Origin of the sequence: Palleronia sp., from assembly GCF_042089775.1 — a bacterium.
Classification (GTDB): domain Bacteria; phylum Pseudomonadota; class Alphaproteobacteria; order Rhodobacterales; family Rhodobacteraceae; genus Palleronia.
This window is the reverse complement of record NZ_JBELKF010000006.1, coordinates 24,397-48,855: the sequence shown is the minus strand read 5'-3', so window position 1 is coordinate 48,855 and position 24,459 is coordinate 24,397. Positions and strand designations below refer to the sequence as shown.

General features: G+C 67.5%; 22 protein-coding genes. 4 read left to right on the top strand and 18 right to left on the bottom strand.

What is annotated here, in order from left to right:
• Positions 1 to 56: 56 nt before the first annotated feature.
• The 5 genes from ftsZ to murB all read right to left on the bottom strand — a co-directional run bounded on the left by ftsZ (position 57) and on the right by murB (position 5,953).
• A complete protein-coding gene (gene ftsZ / locus ACFDS3_RS03135; protein WP_375260878.1) occupies positions 57 to 1,670 on the bottom strand; it encodes a cell division protein FtsZ in 1,614 nt (537 codons plus the stop codon).
• Between the two features lie 163 nt (positions 1,671 to 1,833).
• Complete coding sequence (gene ftsA, locus ACFDS3_RS03130) at positions 1,834 to 3,162, bottom strand: cell division protein FtsA (protein WP_375260877.1); 1,329 nt, start codon at positions 3,160 to 3,162, stop codon at positions 1,834 to 1,836.
• A gap of 2 nt (positions 3,163 to 3,164) precedes the next feature.
• On the bottom strand, positions 3,165 to 4,052 hold the full coding sequence (locus ACFDS3_RS03125) for a cell division protein FtsQ/DivIB (protein ID WP_375260876.1): 888 nt from the start codon (positions 4,050 to 4,052) through the stop codon (positions 3,165 to 3,167).
• Entirely contained in the window at positions 4,040 to 4,954 is a 915-nt protein-coding gene (locus ACFDS3_RS03120; protein ID WP_375260875.1) for a D-alanine--D-alanine ligase, read from the bottom strand. The genes ACFDS3_RS03125 and ACFDS3_RS03120 overlap by 13 nt, the downstream gene beginning before the upstream one ends.
• A gap of 72 nt (positions 4,955 to 5,026) precedes the next feature.
• Positions 5,027 to 5,953: a UDP-N-acetylmuramate dehydrogenase gene (gene murB / locus ACFDS3_RS03115; protein ID WP_375260874.1), complete on the bottom strand. Its 927-nt coding sequence runs from the start codon at positions 5,951 to 5,953 to the stop codon at positions 5,027 to 5,029.
• 235 nt (positions 5,954 to 6,188) lie between these two features.
• On the opposite strand from murB, the gene ACFDS3_RS03110 reads away from it, so the two are divergent.
• Positions 6,189 to 7,154 carry a L,D-transpeptidase gene (locus tag ACFDS3_RS03110; protein ID WP_375260873.1) on the top strand — a complete coding sequence of 322 codons (966 nt, stop codon included), beginning with the start codon at positions 6,189 to 6,191 and terminating at the stop codon, positions 7,152 to 7,154.
• Positions 7,151 to 7,939, top strand: a complete 789-nt coding sequence (locus tag ACFDS3_RS03105; RefSeq protein ID WP_375260872.1) for an extensin family protein — start codon at positions 7,151 to 7,153, stop codon at positions 7,937 to 7,939. Before ACFDS3_RS03110 ends, ACFDS3_RS03105 begins: the two co-directional genes overlap by 4 nt.
• Before the next feature lie 15 nt (positions 7,940 to 7,954).
• On the opposite strand, the gene purU is transcribed toward ACFDS3_RS03105, so the two are convergent.
• From purU to ftsW, 5 genes are all read right to left on the bottom strand, one after another.
• Positions 7,955 to 8,839, bottom strand: a complete 885-nt coding sequence (gene purU / locus ACFDS3_RS03100; protein ID WP_375260871.1) for a formyltetrahydrofolate deformylase — start codon at positions 8,837 to 8,839, stop codon at positions 7,955 to 7,957.
• 190 nt (positions 8,840 to 9,029) lie between these two features.
• Positions 9,030 to 9,158, bottom strand: coding sequence for a DUF2484 family protein (locus ACFDS3_RS03095; protein WP_375260870.1), 129 nt, complete (start codon positions 9,156 to 9,158; stop codon positions 9,030 to 9,032).
• Positions 9,155 to 10,552, bottom strand: a complete 1,398-nt coding sequence (gene murC / locus ACFDS3_RS03090; protein ID WP_375260910.1) for a UDP-N-acetylmuramate--L-alanine ligase — start codon at positions 10,550 to 10,552, stop codon at positions 9,155 to 9,157. The genes ACFDS3_RS03095 and murC overlap by 4 nt, the downstream gene beginning before the upstream one ends.
• Positions 10,553 to 10,581: 29 nt before the next feature.
• On the bottom strand, positions 10,582 to 11,703 hold the full coding sequence (murG, locus tag ACFDS3_RS03085; protein WP_375260869.1) for an undecaprenyldiphospho-muramoylpentapeptide beta-N-acetylglucosaminyltransferase: 1,122 nt from the start codon (positions 11,701 to 11,703) through the stop codon (positions 10,582 to 10,584).
• A gap of 86 nt (positions 11,704 to 11,789) precedes the next feature.
• On the bottom strand, positions 11,790 to 12,953 hold the full coding sequence (gene ftsW / locus ACFDS3_RS03080) for a putative lipid II flippase FtsW (RefSeq protein WP_375260868.1): 1,164 nt from the start codon (positions 12,951 to 12,953) through the stop codon (positions 11,790 to 11,792).
• Positions 12,954 to 13,084: 131 nt separating this feature from the next.
• Between ftsW and ACFDS3_RS03075 the strand changes: the two genes are divergently transcribed.
• Positions 13,085 to 14,263, top strand: coding sequence for an NAD(P)/FAD-dependent oxidoreductase (locus tag ACFDS3_RS03075; RefSeq protein WP_375260867.1), 1,179 nt, complete (start codon positions 13,085 to 13,087; stop codon positions 14,261 to 14,263).
• A gap of 3 nt (positions 14,264 to 14,266) precedes the next feature.
• On the opposite strand, the gene murD is transcribed toward ACFDS3_RS03075, so the two are convergent.
• The 8 genes from murD to ACFDS3_RS03035 are packed head-to-tail and all read right to left on the bottom strand — an operon-like array spanning position 14,267 to position 23,289.
• The gene (gene murD, locus ACFDS3_RS03070; RefSeq protein ID WP_375260866.1) at positions 14,267 to 15,649 is read right to left on the bottom strand and encodes a UDP-N-acetylmuramoyl-L-alanine--D-glutamate ligase; all 1,383 of its coding nucleotides are present in this window, start codon (positions 15,647 to 15,649) and stop codon (positions 14,267 to 14,269) included.
• A 37-nt stretch (positions 15,650 to 15,686) separates the two neighbouring features.
• Positions 15,687 to 16,772: a phospho-N-acetylmuramoyl-pentapeptide-transferase gene (gene mraY / locus ACFDS3_RS03065; protein WP_375260865.1), complete on the bottom strand. Its 1,086-nt coding sequence runs from the start codon at positions 16,770 to 16,772 to the stop codon at positions 15,687 to 15,689.
• The gene (murF, locus tag ACFDS3_RS03060; protein ID WP_375260864.1) at positions 16,773 to 18,188 is read right to left on the bottom strand and encodes a UDP-N-acetylmuramoyl-tripeptide--D-alanyl-D-alanine ligase; all 1,416 of its coding nucleotides are present in this window, start codon (positions 18,186 to 18,188) and stop codon (positions 16,773 to 16,775) included. It abuts the gene before it with no gap.
• Entirely contained in the window at positions 18,185 to 19,669 is a 1,485-nt protein-coding gene (locus ACFDS3_RS03055) for a UDP-N-acetylmuramoyl-L-alanyl-D-glutamate--2,6-diaminopimelate ligase (protein WP_375260863.1), read from the bottom strand. Before ACFDS3_RS03055 ends, murF begins: the two co-directional genes overlap by 4 nt.
• A gap of 12 nt (positions 19,670 to 19,681) precedes the next feature.
• The gene (locus ACFDS3_RS03050) at positions 19,682 to 21,472 is read right to left on the bottom strand and encodes a peptidoglycan D,D-transpeptidase FtsI family protein (protein ID WP_375260862.1); all 1,791 of its coding nucleotides are present in this window, start codon (positions 21,470 to 21,472) and stop codon (positions 19,682 to 19,684) included.
• The gene (locus tag ACFDS3_RS03045) at positions 21,472 to 21,810 is read right to left on the bottom strand and encodes a cell division protein FtsL (protein ID WP_375260861.1); all 339 of its coding nucleotides are present in this window, start codon (positions 21,808 to 21,810) and stop codon (positions 21,472 to 21,474) included. The genes ACFDS3_RS03050 and ACFDS3_RS03045 overlap by 1 nt, the downstream gene beginning before the upstream one ends.
• Complete coding sequence (gene rsmH, locus ACFDS3_RS03040) at positions 21,811 to 22,779, bottom strand: 16S rRNA (cytosine(1402)-N(4))-methyltransferase RsmH (RefSeq protein WP_375260860.1); 969 nt, start codon at positions 22,777 to 22,779, stop codon at positions 21,811 to 21,813. It lies immediately after the preceding gene.
• 3 nt (positions 22,780 to 22,782) lie between these two features.
• Positions 22,783 to 23,289 carry a division/cell wall cluster transcriptional repressor MraZ gene (locus ACFDS3_RS03035; RefSeq protein WP_375260909.1) on the bottom strand — a complete coding sequence of 169 codons (507 nt, stop codon included), beginning with the start codon at positions 23,287 to 23,289 and terminating at the stop codon, positions 22,783 to 22,785.
• Between the two features lie 807 nt (positions 23,290 to 24,096).
• Here ACFDS3_RS03035 and ACFDS3_RS03030 point away from each other — a divergent pair.
• On the top strand, positions 24,097 to 24,312 hold the full coding sequence (locus ACFDS3_RS03030) for a DUF1127 domain-containing protein (RefSeq protein ID WP_375260859.1): 216 nt from the start codon (positions 24,097 to 24,099) through the stop codon (positions 24,310 to 24,312).
• Positions 24,313 to 24,459 lie beyond the last annotated feature (147 nt).

Here is a 24,459-nt window from a genome sequence, read left to right as displayed (position 1 = left end):
CAGAAACGAAAAAGGCCGGCGCGAGGCCGGCCTTCCGTGATAGGGTTCGTGAGGGATCAGTTCGCCTGGCGGCGCAGGAAGGCCGGGATTTCGATCCGATCTTCGGCGGCCTGATCGGCCTCTTCCTCATGGCGGGGCAGCGGGGGCGTGCGGCGACGCGCGGCGGCAGCGGCCGTGGCGCGCTCGGAGCCACCGTCGTTGCCCGATGCGGCCTCTTGTCCGCCCATCCGGTTGATGAGCGAGTTGATCCCGAAGCGCGGCTTCTCGACCGGAGCGGCCTGACGGGGTTCGGGCGCACGCTGCGTCGGCGCGGCTGCGGCCGGACGCTGCGGAGCCGCGGGACGCGGAGCCTCGGGCACATGACGGGCGGCCGTTTCGAGCCGTGCCATCACTTCGGGGGTCGGGCGACCTGGCTGCGGACGAGGCTGCTGCGCTTGCGGCTGGGGCTGGACCGACTTTGCCGGAGCGGTCTCACGCTCACGACGGGCACGCTCCCAATCGCCGAAGAAATCGTCTTCTTCGTCAACGACGTCCGACGCCGCAGGGCGCGTGGTCTGGGGGCGCTGCGCAGCGGCAGCCTGCTGAGTGGTGGGCTCATCAAAGGCCAGCTCGGGCTCTTCCTGCTTGGCCGGCTGCTGGGCGGGCCGCGCGATCGGCTCGGACATGGACCGGCGGGGCATCGGCGTTTCGCCAACATCGTGAGCCGCGTCGATACCGGTCGCGACGACCGAGACGCGCATCCGGCCGTTCATGTCGGGGTCGAGGGTCGAGCCTACGATGATGTTCGCGTCGGGATCGACCTTCTCGCGGATCACGTTGGCGGCCTCGTCCAGTTCGTAGAGCGTCAGGTCCTCGCCGCCGGTGACGTTGATCAGCACGCCCTTCGCGCCGTGGAGCGACACCTCGTCGAGGAGCGGGTTCGCAATGGCCTTCTCGGCCGCCTGCGGCGCGCGATCCTCGCCCTCGGCCTCGCCGGTGCCCATCATCGCCTTGCCCATCTCGTCCATGACGGCGCGGACGTCCGCGAAGTCGAGGTTGATGAGGCCCGGACGGACCATCAAGTCGGTCACGCCCTTCACGCCCTGGTAGAGCACGTCGTCGGCCATCGAGAACGCGTCGGTGCAGGTCGTCTTTTCGTTGGCGAGACGGAAGAGGTTCTGGTTCGGGATGATGATCAGCGTGTCGACCATCTTCTGAAGGTGCTCGATCCCCTCTTCGGCCTGGCGCATGCGACGCGGGCCTTCGAACTGGAAGGGCTTGGTCACGACGCCGACAGTCAGCACGCCCAGCTCGCGCGCGGCCTGCGCAATGATCGGGGTAGCGCCGGTGCCGGTGCCGCCGCCCATGCCGGCGGTGATGAAGCACATGTGCGCGCCGGCCAGGTGGTCCACGATCTCTTCGATCGACTCTTCCGCGGCGGCGGCGCCGATATGGGCCTTGGCCCCCGCCCCGAGCCCCTCGGTCGCCTTGACGCCCATCTGGACGCGGTTCGGCGCGGCGGATTGCGCGAGCGCCTGCGCGTCGGTGTTGGCGACGACGAACTCGACGCCCTCGAGCTGCTTGGCGATCATGTTGTTGACCGCGTTGCCGCCCGCGCCGCCGACACCGAAGACGGTGATCCGCGGCTTCAGTTCGTCGTGCTGGGACGCCATGGTGAGATTCAGAGTCATCGCTTGATTCCGCCTGTCATTTGTGGGCCCGCTATTCATTGCGAGTTGTCTGCTTGGTTTCCCTGACTGTATCCGGGCACATTTCGCGCGTCATCCGAAAAAACGCATTTATGCCACGATCCGCCGAGTGATTCAGGAAAGTCACACGGCAGATGTTCGAATTCTACCAGTTTTCCTTGAACCACCGCATCGCGCGACGGAGCGATTTGGTGCCGTGTCGCTCGGGCAGGATGTCGAAATCCCAGAACTCGTCCTGCGGATGCGCAGCGAAAAGGCAAAGCCCAACGGCGCTGGCAAATGCCGCGCCGGTCGCCTTTTCGGGCAGGCCCGCGACGCGCAACGGGCGGCCGATGCGAACCTGCTGGCCCAGGATGCGGGGCGCCAGCGTATCGAGGCCGGGGATTTGGCTGCCGCCGCCGGTCAGGACGATCTGCTGCGACGGAAGCGCCTCGAACCCGGCGGCATCGAGACGGGCGCGGGCCTCTTCCAGGATCTCTTCGACGCGGGGGCGCATGATGCCGATCAGTTCGGCGCGGCTGACGGTGCGTCGGTCGATTTCGAAATCGCCGGTCTCGCCGCCCAGCTCGATCATGTCGCGGTCGTCGATCGAAGTCGCCACCACCCCGCCGTGCAGGGTCTTGAGACGCTCGGCCGTCGCCAGCGAGACCTGAAGCCCTTTCGAAATATCCGACGTCACATGGTCCCCGCCCATCGCCACGGCATCGGCATAGATCAGGTGCTTGCGCCAGAAGACCGACAGGCCGGTCACGCCGCCACCCATGTCGATGCAGGCCGCGCCCAATTCCTGCTCGTCCTCGACGAGGCTGGAAATCCCCGAGACGTAGGCCGCCGAGGCGAGCCCCGCGAGCTCCAGATCGCAGCGCTTGACCGCGTGGAGCAGGTTCTCGACCACGTGGCCGTCGACGGTCAGCATGTGCATGTCGCAGGCCAGCACGTCGCCCACCTGCCCGCGCGGATCGTTCATCCCCGAGCGGTGGTCGAGCGCGAAGTTCACCGGCTGGGCGTGCAGCACCTCGCGGCCCTGGCCGATATCGGGCATCTCGCAGGCCGACAGGACCTCGGCCACGTCATGCTCGGCCACTTGCGCACCGCGCAGTTCGATCTCGCCCGCCAGCCCGTAGCTGCGTGGCCCGCCGCCCGAGACGGTGGCGATGACGTGGTCCACCCGGACCTGCGCCATCTTCTGCGCGTTCTGGACGGCGGTGCGGATGGCACGTTCGGTCTCGTGCATCGCCTCGATCTCGCCGAAGCGGACGCCGCGAGAGCGGGTCGTCGCCGCGCCGATGATGCGGAAGGCCGATTGCCCCGCCATCGGCCCCACCCCGTCCGTAGGCGCGGGCGCGGGGTCAAACCGCAGGATCAGGCAGGCGATCTTGGACGTCCCCACGTCCAGGATGGCGACCACCCCGCGCTGCATCGCGCTTTGACGCATCGCGCGCATGGCGCGCTGAGACCTGTAGAGGTCGAACATCTTCAGTCGTCTCCCAACTCAGTCATCTTCACCTGCCGCAGCGTCTCAGCCGCCTCTTGCCGGATGCGCACCGTGGGCCGCCGGGGCACCCGCATATCCACGAGGATCACGTCGCGCGCAAAGAGGTCCTGCGCCTCGTCCACCGCCAACACCTGTTCGAGCGCCTGAACAGGGCGCAGCTCGGGCAGCCGGATCTTCTGCCCCTCGTCGAGGATCACGTCCCAGCGCCGTTCTCCGATCCGCACGAGGCCCCGCAGGCGCGGCAGGATCGGGCCGGAGGCACGAATGAGTTCGAGCGCTTCGGGCGCCGCCATGTCGGCGCCGACGCCGGACAGAAGCGGCAGGTCGCCCCGCTCGGCCCGGGTGGCGATGTCGGTCACCGGATGGCCGGCGGCGTCGATCAGCAACAACTCGTCGCCGTTGCGCCAGACGAAATTCGGCACGCGCTCGACGATGCGGATGTCGAGGACACCGCCCGGACGAACCCGCAGGCTGGCATCCTGGACCGCGTCGAGCGTGCGGACGGCATCCTGCATGGCCGCAAGGTCGAGGTCGAAAGACGAGACCGGGAAGTCGATGGGCAGCAGGTCACGAATGTCTGCGGAAAGCCGATCCGACGCGCCCTCAATCGACATGAGGCGGACCATGAATTCTTCGCGGCTTTCGATCTGGGAGCGCATGTTGTCGACCCAGGTGGTGATCTGCGCGCGCCGCGCCTCGTCGGCGAAGGTCAGCGTACCGATCACGGCGACGGCGGCCAATGGCATCCCGAAGGTAAAGCCGCGCCGGACCGCCGGGGTCAGCGCGAGGCGCTGCAGGCGGTAGGACAGCCGCGACGGTGCGGGATCGGTGCCGCGGGGCGAGCGGCGGCGTCGGCTCAACGGTCGCATGAGGCATCCTCCAGGATCCAGCGGCAGAACTGTCCGAAGCTCATTCCGGCATGGGCCGCCTGCTCGGGCGAGAGCGATGTCGGCGTCATGCCGGGCTGGGTGTTCGTCTCGAGCAGGACGAGGCCGCCTGCCCCCCTGCCCTCATCCCAGCGGAAATCGGTGCGGCTGATCCCGCGGCACCCCAGCACCCGATGGGCCGTTAGCGCATGACGCAGGCACAGGTCCTCGATCTCGGCCGGAATGTCGGCGGGAACGACATGGCGCGAGCCCCCGGCCTTGTACTTGGCGTCGTAGTCATACCACCCGTCCGACAGGATGTCGGTCACGCCCAGCGCCCGGTCGCCCATCACGGTCACGGTCAGCTCGCGACCCGGCGCATAGCGTTCGACCATCACCGTCCCAGGCATGTCGGGGGAGAGCTGCGGCGGGCCGTTCGCGGCCTCTTGCACGATGTAGACGCCGACCGAGGAACCTTCGTTGTAGGGCTTCACCACGTAGGGCGGTTCCATCACGTGGGCCGCGCGCACCTCGGCGGACGACGCCAACTGTGAGGGCACCATCGGAAGACCGGCGGCGAGGTAGACAGCCTTGGTCCGCTCCTTGTCCATCGCGGTGGCCGAGGCCAGCACGCCGGAATGGGTGTAGGGGATGCGCAGCCATTCGAGCAGGCCCTGGACGCAGCCATCCTCGCCCCGGCGACCGTGGAGCGCGTTGAAGACGGTACAGGGGGAAAGTTCGGACAGACGCGTGGCGAGATCTGGCCCAGCGTCCAGTTCGACGACCTCGAAACCTTCACCCCGCAGCGCGGCGGCGCATTCGCGCCCGCTCGACAACGACACCTCGCGCTCAGCCGAGGGGCCGCCCATCAAAACCACAACCTTGGGGTCTGTCCTGCTCGACATACCCGCGATCTCTTATGTTTGCCGACCCTTGTGAACGGGTCTTGTGCCTGCCTCGGCGCGGTGTGTTCACCGTCACCCGGCGCGCCGGGTCTTGCCCACGCGCCGTATTTCCCACTCTAACTGAATGCCCGAGTGTTGGAATACCCTTTCGCGCACAAATTCGCCCAGTGTCTCCAAATCCTCAGCGCTGGCGTCCTCTGCGTTGAGCAAAAAGTTCGGGTGTTTCTCGGACATTTGCGCTCCGCCAAGGCGATGGCCGCGCAACCCTGCATCGTCGATCACCTTCCACGCCTTCAACTCATGCGTGTCGTCGGCACGGCCCGTCGAACTGTGACCAGCCGGGTTGCGGAAGGTCGATCCCGCGCTGCGCTCTTTCGTCGGCTGGCTTTCGTCGCGCTTGGCCATCTGTTCGTCCATGCGCGCCTGCAACTCGTCGAGATCGCCCGATTCGGCCGCAAAGACCGCGCGCGTGACGACGCAGCCCTCCGGCAGATCGCTGGAGCGGTAGGCCAGATGCAGGTCGGCGGCGGGGATAGTGATGATCTTGCCGTCGCGCGTGACGGCCTCGACCTCGACCAGGTGGTCCGCAACGTAAGTGCCGTAGCAGCCCGCATTCATCCGGACCGCGCCGCCGATGGCGCCCGGGATCGTGCGCAGGAAAGTCAGGTCCAGCCCGGCCTGCGCCGCCTTGCGCGCCACATGCGCGTCCAGCGCCGCCGCCCCGGCGAGCACCCGGCCGTCGCCACATTCGATGTCGTTGAACCCACGCCCGAGGCGGATCACCACGCCTTCGATCCCGCCGTCCCGCACGATCAGGTTCGATCCCACCCCCATCGGAAAGACCGGCACCTCGGGGTCAAGCGCACCGAGGAAGGCGGCCAGATCCTCGACATCGGCGGGCTGGAACAGAACCTCTGCCGGGCCGCCGATGCGCAGCCACGTCAGTCCCGATAGGTCGTAATCCGGCGTCAGCCGGCCGCGCACTTCAGGCAGATCCATGTCCCCTCCTTCACCCTTGCACAACGATACCGGGGACAGCGAACCCGCGGGCAGCGCACTCCCGTTTCGTTGAATATCCCGTTGCAGCGGTAGCCTGTTCCACCGTTTTTCTCCAGAGGTCCGCTTTCGCCCGCCGCGCCCCCTTGGCCGTGTCCGACTTGGGCATCCATTCAAGGACCTGAAACCGGACCGGCCCCAGGGCGTTGGCTCGTGAAGACGAAAGGAAGACGATCCCGTGCAAATCTCGCGCCTCATCTGCTGCCTCGCCCTCTTGCCCGCCCCGGCTCTCGCCCAATCCGTCCCCTTCGACGCTGCCGCGCTCGACTCGGCCACGTTCGACGGCGGCGACCTTCCCGACGGGCAGAGCGCGCTGACCGTGAAGGTGCAAACGCTGCTCGACCGCGCCGGCACGTCGCCCGGCGTGATCGACGGGTGGAAGGGCGGCATGTCCACCACTGCCCTCAAGTCATTCGAGCGCCGCCACGATCTGACCGTCGACGGCGTGCTGGACCAAGAAGCATGGCAAGAGATGGGCGGACCCGACGCCGCCCCCATCGTCCAAAGCTACACCATTACCGAAGAGGACGCCTCTGGCCTCGTCGACTCGATTCCCGACGATTACTCCGAGCAGGCCAAGATGGACCGTCTCGCCTATCTCCGTGTGACCGAGAAACTGGCCGAGCGCTTCCACATGGCCGAGGAGTTCCTGATCGCCCTGAACGGCGGCGGCTCTTTCGACCCCGGTCGCACCATCACCGTTGTCGATCCCGGCGAGGACGTGCAGGCCAAGGTGGCCCGGGTCGAGGTGGACAAGCCGAACCAGAGAGTTTCGGGCCTGGATGAAGAAGGCAACATCGTCGTCGACTATCCGGTAACCGTGGGGTCCGGGCAGCTCCCGTCGCCCTCGGGCATTCACGAGGTCGAGGCCATCGCGATCGAGCCCACCTACACCTACCGCCCCGACGAGAACTTCCAGCAAGGCGACAATGACGAGCGGCTGATCCTGCCGCCGGGGCCCAACAACCCCGTGGGCCGCGTCTGGATCGACTTGTCGAAGGATACCTACGGGCTTCATGGCTGGCCCCACCCCGCCGAGCTTTTCACGGCCGCCAGCCACGGCTGCGTGCGCATGACCAACTGGGATGCGACCGAACTGGCCCACCTTGTCTCGCAAGGCGTGACCGTGGAGTTCCTGGAATGACCCGCCTGGTCCACGCGGTCTGCCTGGCGATGCTGGCCGCCCCGGCCTTCGCGCAAGAGACACCGATCGCCGAGGCCGCGCCCGCGGCCAGCGCCGCGCCCGAAGCGCGGCCCGACCCCGAGGATCGCGCACCAGAAGTCGCCCCCGATGCGCCCGGCGAAGCCCCCGAACCCGAGACTGCGGAGGCGCAGGACGGTGCGCCGCATTGGCAGTCGCTGCGTGAGACGCCGGACGCCTATTCCACCTGCCTTGCCGCCCTGCGCGACTATGGCACGGTCTTCGAGGAGCGCGAGCCCATGACCGGGCAGAACCCCGACTGCGGCATCGCCAACCCCGTCGAGGTGACCGAGATCCTCCCGGGCGTCGCCCTGCGCCCCGAGGCCGTGATGCGGTGCGAGACCGCCCGCGCGCTTGCCTCGTGGGTCGAAGGCACGGTCGTGCCCGCTGCCGAGCGGGTCGGCATCCTGTCACCGATTGCCGCGATCAACCACGGCTCGACCTATGTCTGCCGCAACCGCGGCGGGGTCGCCTCGGGCAAGGTCAGCGAGCACGCCTATGGCAACGCGGTCGACGTCATGGGCTTCCGGTTCGAGGACGACAGCTCGCTCGCGATCGAGCCGCGTGCCGACGCCGGCACGATCGAGGAAGCGTTCCAGCGGGCCTCTCGCGGCGGCGCCTGCCTCGACTTCACGACGGTGCTGGGGCCGGGCACGAACGCGGCTCATGCCAACCACCTTCACCTCGACATCAAGCAGCGCAACGGCGGCTACCGCATCTGCCAGTGACGGAAGCTTTCCCGCTCAGCCCATGCGGTCCGACGTGTAGGAGCCGGGCGACGGCGGAAAAACCACGGTCTTGTTGCCATTGAGAAAAACGCGGTGGTTGGCGTGGGCGTGGATCGCGCGCGCCAGCACCTGCGCCTCCACGTCGCGACCGAGCGAGACGTAATCGTCGTTCGACTGGGCGTGGGTGACGCGCACGGTGTCCTGTTCGATGATCGGACCTTCGTCGAGGTCGCTCGTTACGTAGTGCGAGGTGGCGCCGATCAGCTTCACACCACGCTCAAAGGCTTGCCTGTATGGATTGGCGCCCTTGAACGAGGGCAGGAACGAGTGGTGAATGTTGATGATCCGGCCGGAATACTCGCGGCACATCCGTTCGGACAGAACCTGCATGTAGCGCGCCAGCACGATCAGCTCAGCGCCCGCTTCCTCGAACACCTCCATCTGCTTGGCCTCGGCCTCGGGCTTGTTCTCCTTCGTCACCCGGATGTGGTGGAAGGGAATGTCGTGGTTCACCACCAGCTTCTGGTAGTCGAGGTGGTTCGACACCACGCCCACGATGTCGATCGGCAATGCGCCGATCCGCCAGCGATAGAGGAGGTCGTTCAGGCAGTGCCCGAAGCGCGACACCATGACCACCGCGCGCATCTTGCGGGCTTCGTCGTGAAAGGCGTAGCCCATGTCGAACCGCTGGGCGACGGGGGCGAAGGCCTCGGAAAGATGCTCGACCGAGGCGCCGGTCTCGGGCTTGAAGCTGAGGCGCATGAAGAAGTTGCCGGTCTTCAGGTCGTCGAACTGCGCCGAGTCCGAGATGTTGCAGCCCTGCTCGGCCAGGAAGGTGGCGATGGCGGCCACGACGCCGCGGGCCGTCGGGCAGGTGACGCGAAGTGCGATGGAAGACATGGGACCCTCGTTCTGTTCTGCCGCCCCGTGTGCCCCGAAACGCGACCCGCGGCGAGACCGGATGCGACCTAACGGCCGCGCCCGCCGACGCCCGCGACGCGGCGGAACAGACGCTTCAGCGGCCAGCGCAGGATCGACGCCGCCGCCAGCGCAAAGGCCGCCCCCAGAGCGGCCCTTCTGTCACGGAGACTCAAGCGTCCAGTGGCGGCGCGGTGAGGATCAGTGCCACCGCCCGGCGGCGGTGTCCGTTGCGCGAGGGGATCATCCCCGCGATGTTGGCCGCGACGAGCCAGAGGCAGGCCGCGACCAGAGCGCTCATTTCATCCGGTCGGGCAGGTTGTTGGCCCAGGTGCTGATCGTGCCGGCGCCGAGGCAGACAACCATGTCGCCCGGCCGCGCCTGTTCGCGCACCAGCCGCTCCAGGTCATCTTCGGACAAGAGCGCGCGGGCGTCGCGGTGGCCGTGGCGGATCAGGCCGGCCACCAGATCGTCGCGCGTGGCGCCCTCGATCGAGTCCTCGCCAGCGGAATAGACCTCGGCGATGGCGACCACGTCGGCCTCGCTGAAGCAGCCGCAGAAATCGTCGAACAACGAGTGCAGGCGCGAATAGCGGTGCGGCTGGTGGACGGCGATGACCCGCCCGGTCGAGGCATGGCGGGCGGCTTTCAGCACGGCCGCGATCTCGACCGGGTGGTGGCCGTAATCGTCGATGATCGTCACGCCGTCGACCTCGCCGACGCGGGTGAAGCGCCGCTTGACGCCGCCGAAATTGGCGAGCGCGGTCCGGATCTCGTCATGGCTCAGGCCAAGGTGGCGGGCGACAGCAACGGCTGCCAGCGCGTTCGACACGTTGTGATCGCCCGGCATCGGCAGCGAGCAGCCCTCGATCCGCGCGTCCTCGTCCCGGAACACGATGTCGAAATGGGCGATGCCCTTGTCGTAGCTGAGGTTCGTCGCGCGCACGTCGGCCTGCGCGTTGAAGCCGAAGGTGACGACGCGGCGGTCGGTGATGCGCCCGACGAGGGTCTGCACTTCGGCATGGTCGGTGCAGCAGACGGCGATCCCGTAGAACGGGATGTTCGACACGAAGTCGTAGAAGCCCTGGCGCAGCTTCTCGAAATCGCCCCAGTGGTCCATGTGCTCGGGATCGATATTCGTCACGATGGCGATGGTCGCGGGCAGGCGGTTGAACGAGCCGTCGCTCTCGTCCGCCTCGACCACCATCCACTCGCCCTGCCCCATCCGGGCGTTCGAGCCGTAGGCCTGGATGATCCCGCCATTGATAACCGTGGGGTCCACGCCGCCGCCGTCTAGCAGGGCTGCGACCATCGTGGTGGTCGTGGTCTTGCCGTGGGTACCGCCGACGGCGACGTTCGACTTCAGACGCATCAGCTCGGCCAGCATCTCGGCGCGGCGGACGATCGGCAGGCGGTTCGCGCGGGCTGCATCAAGCTCGGGGTTGCCGGGCTTGATCGCGGACGAGATCACGACGACCTCGGCTTTCCCGAGGTTCTCGGCCGCCTGACCGACGAATACCTCGGCGCCCAGCTCGACCAGCCGGTCGGTGATCGGAGACGCCTTCAGGTCCGAACCCTGAACCTTGTATCCATGCTCGAGCAGCACTTCCGCGATGCCGGACATGCCGATGCCGCCGATCCCGACGAAATGGATCGGACCCATCTGCGTGGGCAATTTCGTGGGGCGGGCGGCCATAAGCTGCAGCTCCTCGGATGTGTGATCTTTCACTCGGTCTCTCCGTTCACTCGTGAATTGTCCAGTCTGGCCATCTGTTCGACCAGGTCAGCAAGGTCGCGCGCCGCGGCGGGCCGGCCAAGCGCCGCCGCAGCCGCCGCCATTCGAGTTGCCGCCTCGGGTTGTCCCAGGATCGCGGCCACCGTCTCAGCCAGGTTGTCAGGGGTCAGCTTTGTCTCGGGGATTACGGCCGCTGCTTCGGCTTCGGCCAGGGCGCGGGCGTTCGCGGTCTGGTGATCGGCGGTGGCGTGCGGGAACGGAACCAGGATCGATGGACGCCCGATCGCGGTCAGGTCAGCGATCGAGGACGCCCCTGCCCGGCTGATGACCAACTGCGCCTCGGCCATGCGGGCGGGCACGTCGTCGAAGAAGGGGCGAACCTCGGCATCGAGGCCGTTCTCGGCATAGAAGGTCGACACCCGCGCCTCGTCCTCGCCCCGCGCCTGGTGCGAGATGCGCAGGTTGCGGCGCATGTCATCGGGCAAAGCGGCGAGCGCAGGGGGCACGTTGTCCGACAGCGCCCGCGCGCCTTGACTGCCCCCGATCACGAGGATCGACATCGGGTAATCTCCGGGCGGTATGTAACTCGCCCCTGCCCGTGCCTGCACGGCGGCCCGAACCGGATTGCCCAGGTGCAGCCCCTCGACCCCGTCGGGCAGTTCGGTCGGCCAGACGCCGCAGGCGACATGTGTGACGCGGGGCGCGAATAGCTTGTTGACCCGGCCGAGGACGCCGTTCTGTTCATGGATCATGCGCGGCAGCTTCAGGATCGTCGCCGCCGACAGCGCCGGAATCGAGGGGTAGCCGCCAAAGCCCACCACCGCCGCCGGACGATCGCGCCGCATCGCTCGGACCGCCTGCAGCACGCCGCCGCCGATGCGGAACGGCACGCCGACCCTGGCCAATGCCCCGCCGCGGGCGAAGGTGGCGCTGGCGACCTGCGCCACGGGCACCTCGTCCGGGAAACCGCCGGCATAGCGCGCGCCGCGTGCGTCGGTCGACAGCGTCACCCGCCAGCCGCGCGACAGAAGCGTCTCGGCCAGGGCCTGGGCTGGGAACATGTGCCCCCCGGTCCCGCCGGCGGCGATCAGGCAAAGCGGCGCTGTGGTCATCGGTCAGCCTCCGAAGCGTGTGTGACGCGGCACCCGGTGCCCGGTTCCGCGCAGGATCGCCACCCGTTCGTTGCGGACGTGGCGGATCAGCGCCGACCCCGCAGGATGTCGCGAATCTCGCCCTGCGGCCGGGTGCGCGTGAAGGCCAGCAGCATCCCCACCGAAATCCCCATCGCGATGATGGACGAGCCCCCGTAGCTGACGAAGGGCAGCGTCATTCCCTTGGCGGGCAGCAGGCGCACCGCGACGCCCATGTTGATCATCGCCTGAACGCCGAACGTGCAGGCCAGGCCGGTGCCGGCGAGGCGCAGGAACGGGTCGCGCTCGCGCATCAGCCGCACCAGCGACCGCGCCACGATGATCGCGTAGAGCGTAATGATGAAGAGGACGAGGATCAGCCCGTACTCTTCGGCCGCAACCGCGATAATGAAGTCGGTATGCGCGTCGGGAAGCCAGTTCTTCACCTGCCCCTCGCCGACGCCGACACCCAAAAGCCCCCCCTCCTGGATCGCGTTCGCGGCATAGCCAAGCTGGGTGCGGGGGTCGAGATCTGGTGACAGGAAGCCGTCGATCCGGCGGGCGAAGTGTTCGGAATTGGCGTAAGCAAAGCTGCCCCCTGCCAGGACCGCGCCGCCCAGGATCAGCAGGAGCAAAAGCGGCGCGCCGGCCACGAAATACATCACGCCCCACGAGAACAGGACAAGGCAGGCTTGTCCGAAGTCGGGTTGCAGCGCCAGGAAGACGACGATGGTCATGCACAGGACGAAGCTCATCATCTTGCCCGGCGGGCCGTTGATCTCCTGGCTGGCGGCTATCATCCACGCTGCCACGACGACGAAGCCGGGCTTGAGGAATTCGGATGGCTGCAGCGAGGCGAAGCCCAGCGAGTACCACCGGACCGCGCCCTTGCCGAAATCGGTGCCGAAGAACGGCAGGCCCATCAGCGCGACGAACGAGATCAGGAAGCCGATCACCGCAAGGCGCCGCACCAGCTTGGGCGACATCATCGTGGTGATCAGCAGCGCAAGGAAGGCGACGCCGCCAAAGAACCCCTGCCGGATCACGTAATAGAACGGTTCGAACCCGTTGCGCGCGGCCAGCGGCGGAGATGCCGCGAGGCCCAGCAGGATGCCGGTACCGAACAACAGGATCACGCAGGACAGCGACCACTTGTCGATGGTGCGCCACCACTTGGGAAGAATCGGCTCGCCAGGCGCTGCCGGCGCCGCGCCAAAGACCATCTCGGTCATGGGAATACTGCCTCTGCCTCTGGTCGCCCGGTTTGTCCGGGTCTGACCGCGAGCGTAGCGCGCCCGCGGTCACTTGGCCAGTTCGAATACACCCGCTTGCGCTTGCGATGCAGCCGCGCCACGAGGGCCCCATGGATGTGCAGACCCTGATCCTTGGCGCGGGCGCCGCCGGCATGATGTGCGCCGCATTTGCGGGCGCCGACGTGCTGGTCGTGGACCACGCGAAGGCCCCGGGCGAGAAGATCCGCATCTCGGGCGGGGGGCGGTGCAACTTCACCAACATGGGGATCGAGCCCGAGCGGTTCCTGTCCCGCAACCCGCATTTCGCCAAGTCCGCGCTCAGCCGCTACACCCAGTGGGATTTCCTGGGGCTGGTGCAGCAGCACGGGATCGCGTGGCACGAAAAGACGCTGGGGCAGCTGTTTTGCGACGGCAAGGCCACCCAGATCGTCGAGATGCTGCGCAGCGAGATGGGCGAGGCGCGGCTGTGGCTGTCAACCACCGTGGACGAGGTCGGCCATGACGGCGCGGGGTTCCGGGTCCGCCTGACGCGCGAGGGGCGGGTGGTCGACGTGTCGGCGCGCAACCTGGTTCTGGCGACGGGCGGCTTGTCGATCCCGAAGATGGGCGCGACCGGCCTCGCCTACCGGGTCGCACGGCAGTTCGGTCACGCGCTGGTCGAGACGCGGCCGGGCCTGGTCCCCTTCACCTTCAGCGGCACCGTGCTGGACCGCCTTCAGGCGCTCGCGGGGGTGGCGACACCGGCGCGCGTCCGGGCCGGAGGCGCGGCGTTCGACGAGGCGTTGCTGTTCACGCACCGGGGGCTGTCCGGCCCTGCGGTCTTGCAGGCGTCGAGCTACTGGACGGAAGGCAACCCGGTCGCGCTGGACCTCGACCCTAGCGGCGCCCTGCTGCCCGCGTTGAAGGACGCGCGCAGCCGTGAGGGGCGGAAGGCACCCGCCACGCATCTGGCGGCGCACCTGCCCCAGCGGCTTGCGGCGGCGTTGATCCCCGACGGGACACCCCCGCGCCTCGCCGACTGCTCGGACGCGGTGCTCGAGGGGATCGTGGCCGGCCTGCGGGACTGGCGGCTGACCCCCGCGGGAACCGAAGGCTACCGCACGGCCGAGGTCACGTTGGGCGGCATCGACACGGATGGACTGTCGTCGAAGACCATGGAGAGCCGCCACCTGACGGGCCTCTTCGCCATCGGCGAGGCGGTGGACGTGACCGGCTGGCTCGGGGGCTACAACTTCCAATGGGCGTGGTCGTCGGGCTGGGCGGCGGGGACCGCCATCGCCGCCCGCTGAGCGTCAGCCGAAGCGCGCCGTCACCAGCCTCTTGAAGTCCTCGCCGCGCTTTTCGAAGTCGGGATACTGGTCGAAGCTTGCCGCGGCGGGTGCCAGAAGGATGGTCTCGCCCGGTTCGGCCTCGGCCCCGGCGCGTTCGACGGCCGTTGCCATGTCCTCGCAGATTTCGACCGGAATCGAGGTCAGCTGCACCGCGAAATCCCGCGCCGAGTGGCCGATGAGATACGCCTTGGTCACGCTGCCGAGGAACGGTTCCAGCGCGGCCACGCCGCCCTCCTTGCCCAGCCCCCCGGCGATCCAGCGGATCCGCTCGAACGCCTGAAGCCCCTTGGCGGCCGCGTCCACGTTCGTCGCCTTGCTGTCGTTGACCCAACGCACGCCGTCCCGCTCGGCCACGAGTTCGGACCGGTGCGGCAAACCGCCGAAGCTGTGGAAGGCCTCCTCGATGGTCTTGGGGCTGAGGCCCAGGGCGCGCACGGCGGCATAGGCCGCGCAACCGTTCTGGTGGTTGTGGCTGCCCGGAAGCCCCTTGACCGCGCGCAGGTCGATGCTGCCGACCTGCCGGCCCTTGCGCCACTCGGCAAGGTAGCCCTTGCGCGCCACGACCGACCATCCCGGCCCCGGCAGGCGCCGCTCGACGCTGACGCGGATCACGCGGTCGTCGCCTGCGCCTTCGGACATCTGGCCGGCAAGGAACTGCCCCTCGACCTCGTCCACGCCGATCACGGCTCGGTCGGGCCCGCCTTCGGAAAACAGGCGCCGCTTGGCCGCGTAATAGCCGCCCATCCCGCCGTGCCGGTCGAGGTGATCGGGCGAGAGGTTGGTGAACACGGCCACATCGGGTGTCAGCGCGCGCGCCAGCTCGGTCTGGTAGGAGGACAGTTCCAGGACCACCACGTCGCCCTCGCCCGGCATGTCGATGTCCAGCACGCCGCGCCCGATATTGCCCGCGAGTTGCACCGGCCGCCCGGCCTCTTTCAGGATATGGGCAATCAGGGCCGAGGTGGTGGATTTCCCGTTCGAGCCGGTGACCGCGACGATCTTCGGCAGCCCCTCGACCCCGACCGAGCGGAAGAATAGCCCGATATCATTGTCCACCGGCACGCTGGCAGCCAGCGCCGCAGCCACGACCGGGTGCGGGCGCGGGTAGAGATGCGGGATACCGGGCGACACGATCAACTCGGCCACGCCTTCGAAAGCGCCGGATCGCGTCAGGTCGTGGGTCTCGAACCCCTCGGCCTCGGCCCGCGCGCGTCCCTCGGCGCCGTCGTCCCAGCAGATGGGCGTGCCGCCGCCGGCGCGGATCGCGCGCGCCGCCGACAGGCCCGAACGGCCCAGACCCAGAACGGCGATGCGGCGACCTTCGACTCCGGTGACCGGGATCATGCGACCCTCTTTCCTATGCCTGTCTCCGCGCCAGCCATCAGCGCAGCTTCAGCGTGGCAAGGCCGATCAGCGCGAGGATCAGCGAGATGATCCAGAACCGGATCACGATCTGCGCCTCGGGCCAGCCGCGTTTCTCGAAATGGTGGTGGATCGGCGCCATCAGGAAGACCCGCCTTCCGGTCCGCTTGAAATAAAGCACCTGGATGATGACCGAAAGTGCCTCGACCACGAAGAGGCCGCCGACGATGGCCAGCACCAGCTCGTGCTTGATGGCCACCGCGATCGCGCCGAGCGCCCCGCCAAGGGCCAGCGACCCCGTGTCGCCCATGAACACGGCCGCCGGGGGCGCATTGTACCACAGGAACCCCAGGCCGCCGCCGATCAGGGCCGAGCAGAAGATCAGGATCTCGCCCGTTCCCGGCACGTAATGCACGTCGAGGTACTCAGTGAAGTCGACGCGGCCGACCGTGTAGGCGATCACGCCCAGCGTCGCACTCGCGATCATCACCGGCATGATCGCAAGCCCGTCGAGCCCGTCCGTCAGGTTCACCGCGTTCGCCGCGCCCACGATCACGATCATCGCGAAGGGCAAGAAGAGGATACCGAGGTTCAAAAGCACGTTCTTGAAAACCGGGAAGGCCAGTTGCCAAGCCAGCTCGGGCGGGTGAAACCACGCGGCCCAGAACCCGGCGATGCCGGCGATGGTGAAGCCGATCAACAGCCGCACCTTGCCTGATAACCCGGCATGGCTGTTCTTGGTCACCTTCGCGTAGTCGTCCATGAAGCCGATGGCCCCGAACCCCACGGTCACGAAAAGCAGCATCCAGACATACGGGTTGTCGAGCCGCCCCCAGAGCAGGGTCGAAAACAGAAGCGCGCCCAGAATCAGCACGCCGCCCATGGTCGGCGTCCCCGTCTTGGTCTGGACGTGGCCTTTGGGACCGTCGGTGCGGATCGGCTGCCCGTAGCGCTGGCGCTTGCGCAAGAGGTCGATCAGCGGCCGGCCAAACACGAAGCCGAAGACCAGCGCGGTAAAGAACGCGGCACCCGCGCGGAAGGTGATGTACTGGAAAAGGTTGAACAGATCTCCGCCATCGGAGAAAGTCGAAAGCCAGTAGAGCATTCAGCGCGCCTCTGCTGCGGGTCGGCGGCCGCGATGGCCCAATTCCCGGATCGCGTCAACGACAAGCGCGGCCCTAGAGCTTTTCGAGCCTTTGACAAGCACGATATCGCCGGAATGGACCAGGTGCCGGACCTCGCGCACCAGCTCCTCGGCAGTTTCGGCCCATTGACCGCGCTGATCGGACGGCAGCGCCTCGTGCAGCGCGCGCATCAGGGGACCTGCGGTGTGGACCTGTGCGAGACGGTTCATCCCAGGATGGTCGGCCAACGCGCGGTGGAGCGTGGTCGCGTCGGGCCCAAGTTCGAGCATGTCGGTCAGGATCGCGATGCGCCGCCCCCCCTTGGGCGGCTCGGCCGCGGCGACCCGGTCGAGCGCGGCCGCCATCGAGGCTGGATTGGCGTTAAAGGCATCGTCGATAAGCGTGAGGCTGCGGCCCTCGACCTCGTCCAGCGTCACCGTCTCGCGCGTGCCGCGGCCCGCGGGCGGCTGCCACTTCGTGATGGCCTGCGCGGTGACGTCGGGATCGGCGCCCACGGGTTCGGCCGCGAGGAGGATCGAGGCCGCGTTCAGCGCAAGATGCCGGCCCGGCGCGGAGACGCGATAGAGGATATCGTAGTTCTCGTGCCTTGCCTGCACGATGGTGGCATCGTCGGCGAGCGTGATGTTCGTGATGCGCAGATCCGCGCCCTCGGCCTCGCCGAAGGACAGCCCACGCTCGCCCGCCGCGGCGGCGAGGATCGGCGTCGTCGGAAGGTCCGCGTTGTAGATCGCCGCGCCGCCGGGCTCGAGCCCGTCGAAGACCGACGCCTTCTCGGTTGCGATTCCCTCGAGGCTGCCGAACGCCTCGAGATGCGCGGCGGCGACGGTGGTGACGATGGCGACGTGCGGGCGCGCCATGCGCGACAGCGGCGCGATCTCGTCCGGGTGGCTCATCCCGATCTCGACGATCAGCAGATCGGCTTCGGGCGGGGTGCGCGCAAGGGTCAGCGGCACGCCCCAGTGGTTGTTGTAGCTGGCGACGGCGGCCTCGATCGCGAACTGGCCTGCGAAGGCCACGCGCGCCATTTCTTTCGTGGTGGTCTTGCCGACCGAACCGGTGATGGCGAGCACCCTGCCCTGCAGCCGGTCGCGCGCAAACCGCCCGAGCCCTTCGAGAGCGGCCTGCACGTCGTCCACGACCAAGAGCGGCGCGTCCTCGGCGATGCCCTGGGGAATGTGCGAGACCAGCGCGGCCGCAGCGCCCTTCTCCAGCGCCTGCGCCACGAACTCGTGCCCGTCCCGCGCGGCTTTCAGGGCAACGAACAGGTCACCGACCTGCAGCGTGCGCGTGTCGATGGAGACGCCGTTCGCAGTCCATTCCGTCGTCGAGCGACCGCGCGTGGCGCGGGCGGCATCGGCAGATGTCCAGAGGCTCATGCGACGCGTCCATCCAGTGCGGCCACGGCAACGCTTGCCTGCTCGGCGTCGTCGAAGGGGTAAATCGTCTCGCCCACGATCTGGCCGGTCTCGTGCCCCTTACCGGCAATCAAAAGGGCGTCGCCCTCTTCCAGCATGTCCACTGCGCGCAAGATCGCTTCGGCGCGGTCGCCGATCTCGATCGCCTCGGAATCGGCGGCAAGGATCTCGGCCCGGATCGCGGCGGGTTCCTCGGAGCGCGGATTGTCATCCGTCACGATACGCAGATCCGCGTGATCGCGCGCGGCGGCCCCCATGAGCGGCCGCTTGCCCCGGTCTCGGTCGCCGCCGGCACCATAGACCACGACGAGCCGCCCCATCGCGTGGGGGCGCAGCGCCTGCAGCGCAGTTTCCAGCGCGGCGGGGGTGTGGGCGTAGTCCACGAACACGGCAGCACCGCTTTCGCGGGTGGCAGCAAGCTGCATCCGGCCGCGCACGGTGGTGAGCTGCGGCAGCACCTCGAACACGTCGCGCGGCTCGCAGCCGCTGGCGATGGCGAGGCCGGCGGCGAGCAGCACGTTCTCGGCCTGGAATCCGCCGATCAGGCCCAACCGCACCTGCCGGGGCTCGGCGCTCCAGGCAAAGCGGAGGTGCTGACCAGTGGGATCGAAGCGTTGCGCGATGACGCGAAGGGCCGCATCGGGGCGGCGGCCGACGGTCAGGATGTCCTGGCCACGTGCACCGGCAATGGCGCGCATCGCGTCGCCCTTCGGGTCCTCGACATTGATGACGGCGGTGCCATCCTCGGGCAGGACGCGGTCGAAGAGCCCGGCCTTGGCCGCAAAGTACTCTTCGAAGTTGGCGTGATAATCCAGGTGATCCTGGGTGAAGTTGGTGAAGCCCGCTGCCCGCAGCGTGACCCCGTCCAGCCGATGCTGGTCGAGCCCGTGCGAGCTTGCCTCCATCGCCGCATGGGTGATCCCTTCCGCCGCGGCCTCGCACAGAACGCGGTGCAGCGTCACGGGCTCGGGCGTCGTGTGGCGGAGCGGCGTCTCCCACGCGCCCTCGACGCCAGTGGTGCCAAGATTGATCGCCCGGTGGCCGAGCGCCATCCAGATCTGACGCGTGAAGCTTGCCACCGATGTCTTGCCGTTGGTCCCCGTCACCGCGACCATCGTTTCGGGCTGGGTGCCGAACCACAGCGCCGCGGCATAGGCGAGCGCCTGGCGGGGGTTCTCGGTCACGACCACGGCCACGTTTGTCCGGTCAAGTGCCGGTCGCGCGATTGCCAGCCCTTCGCGGTCGGTCAGGATCGCCGCCGCGCCCATCTGGACCGCGGCCTGAACGAAGGTCGCCCCGTGCGAGCGCGTGCCCGGCAGCGCGGCGAAGAGATGCCCGTCCCGCGTCTCGCGGCTATCGACGGAGATGCCGGTGATCCGGGCGTCGCGGCCGCCCTGCGCGCTGAGGCCCAGGTCGGCCAGTGTCCTCGTGCGGTGTGCCATGTCGGCCCCCCTTCAGTTCGAGGCGGGTATTAGCGCGGATGTCTCGACGGGTTCAATGATCGGCCTGAGGCCAAGAAGCGGGGCCGAACGCCGGATGATCTCGGCCGAGACCGGAACGGCCGTCCAGCCCGCGGTGCGGCGCGGTTCCGAGCCCGAATTGTCCGATGCCTCGTCGAGCGAGACGACCAGCACGTATTTCGGGTCCGATGCGGGGAAGACGCTGGCGAAGGTATTGATGTTCTTGTCCTGGTAATAGCCCCGGCCGTTCTCGAGCGGCTTGTTCGCCGTGCCGGTCTTGCCCCCGACCTCGTAGCCCGGAACCGCGCCGAAGCTTGCCGTTCCGCGCAGCACGACCTGGCGCAGCATCTCGGCCGACGCCCTGGACACCTCCGGCCGGACAAGGCGCGGCCCCGGCTCGACGCTGTCGCGTTTCAGCAGGGTCGGCGTCACCTTGGTGCCGCCGTTCAGCAACGAGGAATAGGCCGTTGCAAGGTTAAGCGGAGACGACGCAAAACCGTGGCCGTAGGAGGCCGTGATCGTGACGATCTCGGACCAGTTCTCGGGCACCAGCGGCTTGGCGTAGGGGGCCTCGACCAGCTCGACCGGCGACGGATCGAAGACTCCGAAGCTGCGCAGGAACTCCTGCTGGCGCTCGCCCCCGATCTCGAGCGCGATATTCCCCGTGCCGACGTTCGAGCTTTTGACGATCACGTCGGTGACCGAAAGCAGGGGGCCGTAATTTTTGCGCTCGAACTCCTGGATCGTGAAACGGCCCCATCTCAGCGGCGCGTCGGCATCGACCATGGTGTCGGGCGTGACGAGGCCAAGCTCCATCGCTTGCGCGACCGCGAGAATCTTGAAGGTCGAGCCCAGCTCGTAGACCCCCTGCACCGCCCGGTTGAAAAGAGGGCTGTCCCCGGCATCGCCCGTGGTCAGCGGGCGGGGGCGGTCGTTCGGGTCGAAATCTGGCAGCGAGACCATCGACAGGATCTCGCCCGAGTGGATGTCCATCAGTACGCCCGCAGCTCCCTTGGCGTTCATCAGGCGCATGCCGCCATAGAGAACCTCGCGCATGGCGGACTGGACGCTGATGTCGATCGACAGCGCCAGCGGCTCTCCCGCGCGGGCCGGATCGCGCAGCTCGTCATCCATCGCGCGTTCGATGCCGGCAACGCCCACGACCTCGGCCGAGGCCACGCCTTCCTTGTCAAAGCGCGCCCCGCCGAGGATATGGGCGGCGAGCTTCCCGTTCGGATAGAGGCGCATCTCGCGCGGCCCGAAGAGTAGGCCGGGGTCTCCGATGTCATGGACGGCCTGACGCTGCTCGGGGCTGAGCTTCTTCTTGATCCAGAGGAACTTCCGCTTGCCCGTGAAATCCTCGTAGAGCTCCTTCTCATCGAGGTCGGGGAAGATCGCAGCCAGCTCGCGCGCGGCGCGCGCCTTGTCCGTCATGTGCGGCGGTTGCGCATAAAGCGCGTAGGTCGCGAGGTTCGTCGCCAGCGTCCGACCCTGGCGATCGACGATGTCGGCGCGTTGCGGCACGGCGGAGGACCCTTCAACCTGGCTTGTCGGTTCGGTCGGCTCGGCCACGGCCATCATGCCCATGCGCACACCGACCACGGCGAATGCACAGATGAAAAAGCCCGCCATCAGCACCAGCCGCCCCTCGGCCCGCCGGCGGGCCGTGTCGCGCATCTCGTCGTGGCGGCGGCGCAGGTTCTCACGCTCGATCGCGTCGGGGTTTTCGCCCTTCTGGCGGGCGTCGAGGACACGGGCGAGCGGGCGGAGCGGAGTGCGGGTCATCAGGGCAGCTCTCCCTTCAGCGGAATGACGTCGACGATGTCCTCAAGATCCGGCGTCGGGTACGGGATCTGATCCACATCGGCAAAATGAAACGGTTGCAGCGGCAAGAGCGCGAGGCGCTCGAAGTTCAGGTCCACCAAGGCGCGCAGGCGTTCAGGCCGGTTCAGGTATGCCCACTCGGCCTTGAGGATGGCCAGCGTCTCACGCTCGGCTCCGATCCGGCGCTGCAGGTCGCGCACATGCGCAAGCGATTCCTGCGTCTCGTAATTCTCGGAATAGGCCCAGAAGGCGAGGGCCATCACGGCGAAGCCCGGCAACACAAACAGGATCGTGCGCATCTATAACACTCCGGGATCGAACTTGGGCAGGCCGAGCGCCTTCCGGTCGCTGGGACCGGCCGGGGCGTCGGTGCGGCGCGCGATCCTCAGACGCGCCGAACGTGCCCGTGGATTCTGATCCACTTCGCGATGATCCGCGACAATCCCCTTGGAAAGATCTGCAAAGCGTGGCGTCGCTGCATCGACCGCCGGCGCATAGCGGTTGCCCCCGCCCCCCTTGCTCGACCGCGCCTGCAGGAACCGCTTGACCACCCGGTCCTCGAGCGAATGAAAGCTGACCACGGCGAGCCATCCGCCCGGCTTCAGCGCGCGTTCCGCCGCCTCGAGTCCCTCGACCAGCTGCCCGAACTCGTCATTCACAGCGATGCGCAGGCCCTGGAAGGTGCGCGTGGCGGAGTGGCTTTGGCCAGGCTTCGGACGCGGGAGGACACGCTCGACGATCGCGGCGAGCTGCCCGGTCGTGACGATGCGCGACACCGCCCGCGCCTCGACGATGGCGCGCGCGATGCGGCGGGAGGCGCGGTCCTCGCCGTAGTGGTATATGATGTCGGCCAGCACACCCTCGGGCGCGTCGTTGACGATATCGGCCGCGGTCATCCCCTCGTCGCCCATCCGCATGTCGAGCGGCCCGTCGCGCATGAAGGAAAATCCGCGCTCTGCACGGTCAAGCTGCATCGACGACACGCCCAGATCCAGCACCACCCCGTCAGCTTCTTCGCCCGCCAGCGTGTCGAGATCTGAAAACGTGCCCTGCACGAGGTGAAGAGCGTCGCCGTACTCGTCCGCCCATTCTTCGGCCATGGCAAAGACGGTCGGGTCCCGGTCTATGCCGATGACGCGGTCGGCGCCGGCGGCTAGAAGGCCGCGCGCATAGCCGCCTGCCCCGAACGTACCGTCGATCCACAGGCCGCGGATCGGCGCGCAGTGGGTGATGATCGAAGATAGAAGAACTGGAATGTGCGGCGCCATGAATCAGTCCTCGTCGTCTTCGTCACCATCGAGGTAATCCATCGGATCCTTGCCGGGATCGTAGCCAAGCTCCGGATCCGCGGGCGGCCGTGCCGTGGCCGTCACATGCGCCTCGGGCTTCCAGACGCGGAAGCTGTCGCCACGACCGGCAAAGACAACCACCTCGTTGGCAGAGAGCCCCAGCTTTTCGCGCCCCCGCGCCGGCAGGACGATCCGCCCCGTGTCATCGAGGACGAGTTGCTGGGCCTTTTCGTAGATCGTCTCTTCCAGCTGGTTGCGGCGGGGATCCGACTTGGACATCCGCCGGATCTGCTTGGTGATCTTCTTGAGCCGGGAAAGCGTCATCCCCTCGAGATAGGGCGTGCGCTCGTCACCGAAGACCAGCAGGAACGTAGCGGGCGTGCCCGGCTCGCGATCCTGGTGACCGTGATCGATGACCTTGCGAAAATCGGCAGGGATGGAGAGACGCGCCTTCGCGTCGATCTTGTTCTCGTGTTGACCTATGAACACGTCGAACAAAGAAGCTTCTCCTTGACCGACCAGCTGACGCGTGATTCAGCTGATTCTTGAATTGCCCCCGCGCAACGGAAAGCGGCGATCCGAACTGCTGCCACGGTTCGGATCGCCGTCCAGAATTCCCGTTTCCGGGTTCGTCCGATAGCGCGCGCCACCTTGGGGGATGTCTGCTCGCTTGCGCACCGGATCTTTTTGTCGAAGTGACCGCGTGGTGTTTTTTGTTGAGCTGCCTGTATGAAGCCTGCCATTTTTTGATTTCGACGTTCAGGTCTTGTTGCCCGTTCCGCCTACCGCCCTTCGATGACTTAGGTATTCCATGGGAAATCATGGGCGACAACCTTAAAAGTTGTCCAACCGCGGCCCCGGCCGGGAAACTATGGCCTTAAGCACACAGTCCCGTGATTCCCGCGCCGCGAGCGGCGAACATGTTGCATCGCTCGATCCACCGGATACCAGATCTGGTTGAATTTTTTCCGGCCCCAGAAGGCTTATAAGCAGGGCGACCAGCCGCAGCGCAGCCCATCGCCCACGGAAATCGGTCCGGCGTCACCCGAAACCGCTGCGAATCCCGGGATCGTCCCACGAATTCCCAAAGCCTCCGACACACCCGATTCCACCAAAGCGTCCTGCCCCATGGGAAGAATCATGTACGGGCCGGTGAGGTGTCGGAAGAGCGCGCGGGGCGTTGCGTTTGCTGCATAGCGGCATTGACGACGCCCCCGATTGTGCACCCGCAGCAATCGTCTATCTATGGGTCAACGCCGGCGACGACGAGACGCCGACACGCTGACAAGAGGCCCGATGACGATGACCCTGACGAACATCATTCCTGCTCCCTTCGCCCTGAACCGCTTCGAAGGGTTCCGCTCCGATCTCCGCGCTCGCTACGGCGCCTGGAAGGTGTATCGCCAGACCCGCGACGAGCTGAACGCTCTTTCGGACCGTGAACTCGCCGATCTTGGCATGCACCGCTCCGGCATTACGGCCGTTGCGATGGAAGCTGCCTACAACAACTGACTTTCGATTTCGGGCCGTGCGGATCTCCTCCCCCGCGCGCCCCGGATCAAGCGGCGGCACCGACCTCCTCCCCGGTGCCGCCGCGCAAGGAACAAGATTGCGAGCGCCAACCTCCTCCCAGGCGTGAGCATCCGGCGGCGACGTCCA